We start from the raw sequence: 6509 nt of genomic DNA, 5'->3' as shown, positions 1-6509 counted from the left end.
CGCCAGCCGTGGGCGTCCAGGTGCCGGGCGGCGTACGGGCCGACGGCGGCGGCGACGAGCCGGGTGTCGTTGGTGCGCAGGGCGTCCTCGACCAGTGGGAGGGCGTCCGGGCCCGGCACGAGGTGCGGCAGGGCGTGCAGTACGGCGCGGCGTTCGGCGGCGGTGCCCCGGCCGTAGACGCGGCGCAGTGCGGGCGGGTCGGCGTGGGCGGCGGCGAGGATCAGCACGCGGGCGGCGTCGGCGTGCTCGTCGCCGCACCGCCGCCCGGCCTCGGCGAGGCGCAGCTCCCACACGGAGACGGGGCCCTCGGCCCCGGGGTGGGCGGCGGCCTCGTCGAGGGCCTGGTCGAGCCAGGCGCGGGCGGCGCCGGGGAGGCGGGCTTCGAGACGGGTGCGCACTCCGTCGAGCGTGGGGTTGTTCATGAGGTGCTCCCTTGGGGGGTCGCCGGCCGCTGCGTCGCGTCGGCCGCGCCGGCCGTCACCGCCACTCCCGCCGCCCGTGCCGCCTGCCGCAGGAAGGGCAGGGACCGTTCGGCGAAGTGGGGGCCGGCGTGGGAGTGGCGGGGCAGTTCGACCACGGTCAGGCCCTGGTATCCGGTGGCGGCCAGCGCCGCGAGGACCGGCGGGAAGTCGATCTCGCCGTCGCCGAAGGGGAGGTGCTCGTGGACGCCGCGGCGCATGTCCTCGATCTGGACGTGGCGCAGCCAGGGTCCTGCGGCGCGTACGCAGTCGGCGGGCGGGAGGGGTTCGAGGCACTGGCAGTGGCCGATGTCCAGGGTGAGTCCGAGCGGGCCGTCCGGCTCGGGGTCGCCGAGCAGGCCGCGCAGGCGGTGGAAGTCGTCCAGGGTGGCGAGGAGGTGGCCGGGCTCGGGTTCGACGGCGAGCGGGACGCCGGCGGCGGTGGCGGCGTCCAGGACGGGGCCGAGGCCGTCGGCGAGCCGTCGCCAGGCGGTGTCCTCGTCGGTGCCGGGGGGTGTGATGCCGCTGAAGCAGTGCACGGCGTGCGCGCCGAGGCCGGCTGCGACGCGGACGGCGCGGACCAGCAGGTCGGTGCGGCGGGCCCGGTCGTCCGGGTCCGGGTCCAGCAGGGAGGGGCCGTGCTTGCGGCGCGGGTCGAGCACGTAGCGGGCGCCGGTCTCCACGGTCGCGGTCAGCCCGAGGGCCTCCAGGCGGCGGCCGGCCCAGTGGGTGCGGGCGGCCAGGTCGGGGGCGAGCGGGTCGAGGTGCATGTGGTCGAGGGTCAGGCCGACGCCGTCGTATCCCAGGTCGGCGAGCAGGCCGAGGGCGTCGTCCAGCCGGAGGTCGGCGAGGCCGTTGGTGCCGTAGCCGAACCGGAGGGGCGCCGGCTGCGGGGTGGGCGCGGTGGTCATGTGACGCTCACCCTTCTCGCGTACCGGCGGCCGAGGGGGGCGAGGGCGGCGACGGCGAGGGCGGTGACGCCCGCGCCGGCACGGGCTGCGAGGGCGGCCTGGAGGGGAATGGTGGCGCGGATGCCGCCGCCCACGGCGCGCTGGGTGAGCGGGGGCGACGGGTTGAGGGCGGCGTGCAGGTAGGGGCGGGCGGCGGTCGCGGCGTAGGCGGCGGCGAGAGCGGTGCCCAGGGTGGGCAGGGAGGCGGGGAGGCTCGCGGTGCCGTGCCGCGGCGTGGGCCGCCGGACGGGGCGCGCCGTCTCGTGCGGCGGCACCCGCTCGGGCCCCGGCGGACCGGGGGCGGCTGCTGCCCGCCGGCCCGCCGGGAGTCGGGAGGGGTGGCGTGTCACCAGATGGGTGAGCAGGCCCGTGGTGGCGAGGGCGGCGAGCGGCGGCAGGGCCGCGCCGCCCTGGGTCTCGCGGCGGGAGACGGCGGTGACCGCGAGGGTGTGCGCGCCCAGGAGCGCGGCCGAGGGCAGGGCCTCGCGGGTGCGGCCCGTGGTGGCCGCCGCGCCGAGCAGGAGGTCCAGGCCCCGGGCGGCGGCCATGGCGGCGGGTCCGGCGGGGGTGTGCTTGAGGGCGAGGTCGTACGCCCAGACGGTCGCCGCGAGCGGGGCGGCGACGGCGAGGGCGGGGCGGCCCGCGCGGGCGGCGAGGGCCAGCCCGGCGGCGGTGAGGCCGCAGGCCGCGGTGAGCGCGGCGGCGGGCCGGACGCGGCCGGAGGGCAGTGGGCGGTGCGGGCGTTCCGCGGCGTCCTCCGCACGGTCAGCCCAGTCGTTGAGGGCCATGCCGGCCTCGTACAGGCACAGGGAGGAACCGATGGCGAGCAGGGTGCGCGCGTCGGGGCGCGCGGCCGCCGCGGCGGCGCCGGCCAGGGCGTCGCCGGGGACCGTGAACAGGGCGGGCAGCCGCAGGAGTTCGGCCCAGGCCCGGCGTCGGCCGCCGTTCACCGGCCCTCCCCCGTCCCGGCGGCGGCGCGCAGCCGCTCGGCGAACACGGCCAGTCGGCGGTACTGCTCGGCGAGCGCCGCGGGCGCCTGGCCCACCGGGTCCTTGAAGTAGAAGGCCAGTTCGGCGAGGGGGCCGCCGAGGCCTGCCTCGTGGGCGCGGGCGGTCAGCCGGGCCAGGTCCAGGACGAGCGGGGCGGCGAGGGCGGAGTCGCAGCCCTGCCAGATGGTCTGGAGGATCATGCGGTTGCCGAGGAAGCCGTCGAAGGCGATGTGGTCCCAGGCCGTCTTCCAGTCGCCGAGCGCGGGTACGTCGTCGATGTGGACCTCGCCCTCGGGGGTGACGCCCAGTGTGTCGGCGAGGACCCGTTCCTTGCCGGCGTTCTTCGCCGCGGCGGCGGCCGGGTCGGCGAGGGCCGCGCCGTCGCCGCCGCCGAGCAGGTTGGCGCCGGACCAGGCGCGCACGGTCAGCGCCCGCTGGGCGAACATCGGGCCCAGCACCGAACGCAGCAGCGTCTGCCCGGTCTTGCCGTCGCGTCCGGCGTACGGCAGACCGGTGGCCGCCGCCTCGGCGGCGAGCGCCGGGTGGTGCAGGCCGGTGGAGGGCGTGAAGTTGACGTAGGGGCAGCCGGCGCGCAGGGCCGCCGCGGCGTAGAGGGAGCTGGGCGGCAGGGCGTCGCCGTTCGGCAGCGGTTCGGTGGAGGCGACGTTCACCACCACCGTGCGGGCGAGGTCGTGGCGCCGCTGGAAGTCGCGCAGGGCGGCGGTGAAGTCGGCGATCAGGTCGTCCGGGGTGCGGGTGTCGCCGGGGGTGGGGCCGCCTGGCCTGATCTCGCCGTCGGCGGCGGCGAGTTCGGCGGCGACGGCCGCGGGCAGGCCGGGCGGGAGGACGCCGCCCGCGGCGAGGGCCTCGGCGCGTTTGGGCAGCGGGCAGGTTTCGACGTCGTGCCCGCCGAAGACCAGGGAGGACAGCGGGGGCAGGGCGCAGCCCTCGAAGAGCGGGGTCTCGGTGACCATGCCGGTGGGCGGGTGGAGCCCGGCGGTCACGGCGGCGCAGCCGGCCACGACGGTCGTGGCGACGGAGCCGCGGGCGCCGATCAGCCAGACGCCCACGCGGGCGCCTGGGCTGGCGGGGGAAACGGACGCGGACATGGGCAGCCTCCTTGTCGATCGCGTCGTAACGGAACCCGGAGCGGAACGGAGCGGTACAGATCAGAACCGGACAAGATCGGAGCTGGACGGCCGGAAAGGGACAGGACCGGCACCGGATGGCGGCGGGCGGGAGTCCGGCGTCTCCCGCCCGCCGCCGCTAGGGCCCGGTGCCGGTCGTACCGGGGGGTGGGCGGCTCAGCCGGTGATGAAGGTGAAGTCGTCCACGTCGAACAGCGGGCCGGGGCCGGCGCCCTTGAACACCAGGTACAGCGTGGTGGTGCCGCGGGGCGCCGAGGACAGGTCCGCGGTGACGTCCCGGAAGACGTCCCAGCCGCCGGTCGCCGGCACCGCGGCCCTGCCGAGCAGGGTGCCGGCGGGCGAGCCGGCGCGGATCTCCAGGGTGCCGCCCGCGCCGCCGGAGGAGACGCGCGCCGTGACGCTCTCGGCGTTGGCGAGGAGGTACGGCTCGAAGGAGATCCAGTCGCCGTCGTGGACGTCGCCGACGGTACGGCCGCCGTGCGCGGTGTCCTTGGTGATCACCGTGACGCCGGCGCTGTCGCCGAAGTGCTCGGCCTGGCGGTGCCGGGGCTGGAGGACGTTCTGGTCGTGGGTGGTCAGCGGGGCCTGGCCGCCGCCTCCGCCGTCGGTGTACTCGGCGTCGAACACCCCGAAGATGTTGGCGTTCTCGTCGTGACCGCCGTCGGCGCTGGTCCGGATGGTGCCGGAGCAGCCGCTCGCGGAGGTGAGCGGGTGGCCGTGGGAGTCGTGGCCGAGGACGAAGGTGACCTTGACCTTGGCGCAGTCGACGGCCCTGCCGTCCTCGGGGTCGGTGACGCGGACCCGGAACGGGATGGCGTCGCCGAAGGAGAACAGCTGTCCCTCCTTCGGGGTCTCCAGGACCACGGTGGGCGCGGTGTTGCCGACGACGATCCGCACACTGGCGCTGCCGGTGCGGCCGGTCGGGTCCTTGGCGGTCACGGTGGCGGTGTAGGTGCCGTTCTCGCGGTAGCGGTGGGTGGGGTGGGCGGCGGTGGAGGTGGCGCCGTCGCCGAAGTCCCAGCTGTAGGTGAGGGCGTCGCCGTCCTGGTCGGTGGTGCCGGCGGAGGAGAAGGAGACGCGCAGCGGGGCCTGGCCGGAGGTGCGGTTCGCCGCGGCCTGGGCGACGGGCGAGTGGCCGTCGGTGGCGTTCTCGATGCGGTAGAGGGCGGAGTTCTCGTCGCCGCCGAACCAGGCGAGGCCGTAGTCGAGGACGTAGAGGGCGCCGTCCGGGCCGAAGGCCATGTCCATGACCTGGGTGCCGGTCCACGGCACGTCGTTGACGGCCTGGACGGCGCCGTCGGCGTCGCTGGTGATCCGCTTGATCCAGCGGCGGCCGAACTCGCCGGCGAAGAAGTCGCCGTCGTAGGCCTCGGGGAACTTCACCGGTGAGTCGAGGGCGGGGTCGTAGTGGTAGACCGGGCCGCCCACCGGGGACTCGGAGCCGGAGCCGAACTCGGGCACGGAGCCGCCGTCGTAGGGGATCCACGCGGGCTGGGCGGGCGGCAGGTCGGTGAGGCCGGTGTTGTTCGGCGAGGTGTTCTTCGGGGCGGCGCAGTCGAAGGCCGCTCCGGAGACGCCGGTGGCGAAGTCGTAGTCGCGGTAGGCGTCGTTGTCGCCGGTGCAGTACGGCCAGCCGAAGTTGCCGGGCCCGGTGACGCGGGCGAACTCGACCTGGCCGGCCGGTCCGCGCTCCGGGTCGGCGGCGCCGGCGTCGGGGCCGTAGTCGCCGACGTAGAGGACGCCGGTCTCCTGGTCGACGCTGAAGCGGAACGGGTTGCGCAGGCCCATGGCGTAGATCTCGGGCCGCGTCCGGTCCGTGCCCGGCGGGAAGAGGTTGCCCTCGGGGATCGAGTAGGAGCCGTCGGCGTTCACCTTGATGCGCAGGATCTTGCCGCGCAGGTCGTTGGTGTTGCCGGAGGTCCGCTGGGCGTCGAAGGCGGGGTTGCGGTTCTCCCGCTCGTCGATGGGGGTGAAACCGTCCGACTGGAACGGGTTGGAGTCGTCGCCGGTCGACAGGTACAGGTTGCCGGCGGCGTCGAAGTCGATGTCCCCGCCGACGTGGCAGCAGATGCCGCGCGTCGCGGGCACGTCGAGGATCTTCTTCTCGCTGGCGAGGTCGAGGGTGCCGTCCGTCCTCAGCACGAACCGGGAGAGCCGGTTGACGCCGTCGAAGGGGGCGAAGTCGGCGGCTGTGCCGGTCTCGGGCGCGTCGCCCGCGGGGGTGTCCAGCGGGGGCGCGTAGTAGAGGTAGACGAAGCGGTTGTCGGCGAAGCCGGGGTCGACGCCGATGCCCTGGAGTCCCTCCTCGTCGTGGGAGTACACGTCGAGCTTGCCGGCGAGGCGGGTGTTGCCGGCGGCGTCGGTGAGGCGGAGTTCGCCGTCGCGCGAGGTGTGCAGGACGGAACGGTCCGGCAGCACGGCGAGCGACATGGGCTCGCCGACCTCCGCCTCACCCTTGGCCAGGGTGACCTGCTGGAAGTCCTCGGCGGTCACCGCCGCCCCGTCGTCGGCCCCGTCGGCCGCCGTGGCCGGGGGCGCGGCGAGCGTGAGGGACGCTCCCGCGAGCAGCGCGCCGGTCAGCAGCGCGACGGTCCTGCGGAAGGAGCGGCGGAGGGTGCCGCGGGTGGCGCCCTGCCTGCGCGGGGTGCGGTCGTTGCGGGTGGTGCCTTCCTTGCCGGTGGTGCGGTCGTTCCCGTGCACGTGTGCCTCCGGAAAAGGGGCGGGTTGTACGGGGCGGGTGCCTGCACCGGGGCGAGCGCGCCGCCACCCCGGTGGGGTCGTGCGAAGGTCGGTGCCTCAGTTGCCGAACGCCGCGTCGAAGGAGGCGGCCGGCGGCTCGAAGTCGTACGCCTTCAGCCGGGCCAGCGCCTCTGGGGCGCCGTGGAGGCGGTCCATGCCGGCGTCCTCCCACTCGACGGAGATGGGGCCCTGGTAGTCGATGGAGCGCAGCATGCGGAAGACGTC

5 protein-coding genes and 1 pseudogene are annotated in these 6509 nt (G+C 76.0%); all 6 read right to left on the bottom strand.

The genetic code is table 11. The annotated features are described in order from the left end of the window. Positions 1-422: EboA domain-containing protein (locus ABZY13_RS33235; RefSeq protein ID WP_356637503.1), on the bottom strand; the 422-nt coding region annotated here is incomplete at its 3' end. Continuing rightward, positions 419-1369 (bottom strand): sugar phosphate isomerase/epimerase family protein, encoded by a 951-nt coding sequence (locus tag ABZY13_RS33230; protein WP_356637501.1) that lies wholly within the window; start codon positions 1367-1369, stop codon positions 419-421. The genes ABZY13_RS33230 and ABZY13_RS33235, both read right to left, overlap by 4 nt. Further along, positions 1366-2358 (bottom strand): SCO3242 family prenyltransferase, encoded by a 993-nt coding sequence (locus ABZY13_RS33225; protein ID WP_356637499.1) that lies wholly within the window; start codon positions 2356-2358, stop codon positions 1366-1368. The genes ABZY13_RS33230 and ABZY13_RS33225 overlap by 4 nt, the downstream gene beginning before the upstream one ends. Continuing rightward, positions 2355-3506 carry an inositol-3-phosphate synthase gene (locus ABZY13_RS33220; RefSeq protein ID WP_356637497.1) on the bottom strand — a complete coding sequence of 384 codons (1152 nt, stop codon included), beginning with the start codon at positions 3504-3506 and terminating at the stop codon, positions 2355-2357. The genes ABZY13_RS33225 and ABZY13_RS33220 overlap by 4 nt, the downstream gene beginning before the upstream one ends. 195 nt (positions 3507-3701) lie before the next feature. Further along, entirely contained in the window at positions 3702-6245 is a 2544-nt protein-coding gene (locus ABZY13_RS33215) for a PQQ-dependent sugar dehydrogenase (RefSeq protein WP_356637495.1), read from the bottom strand. Between the two features lie 96 nt (positions 6246-6341). After that, positions 6342-6509, bottom strand: a pseudogene (locus tag ABZY13_RS33210) (sugar phosphate isomerase/epimerase); the annotation flags it as partial.

The sequence above is a fragment of the Streptomyces sp. NPDC006610 genome, from assembly GCF_040611575.1.
Lineage (GTDB): Bacteria > Actinomycetota > Actinomycetes > Streptomycetales > Streptomycetaceae > Streptomyces.
Note: the sequence above shows the minus strand (reverse complement) of the source record. Positions and strands in the feature narration are given on the sequence as shown.

Excerpts from the sequence above, each read along its gene's own strand:
- ABZY13_RS33230 (WP_356637501.1), bottom strand. The coding sequence starts at position 1,369 with ATGACCACCGCGCCCACCCCGCAGCCGGCGCCCCTCCGGTTCGGCTAC.
- ABZY13_RS33220 (WP_356637497.1), bottom strand. The coding sequence starts at position 3,506 with ATGTCCGCGTCCGTTTCCCCCGCCAGCCCAGGCGCCCGCGTGGGCGTC.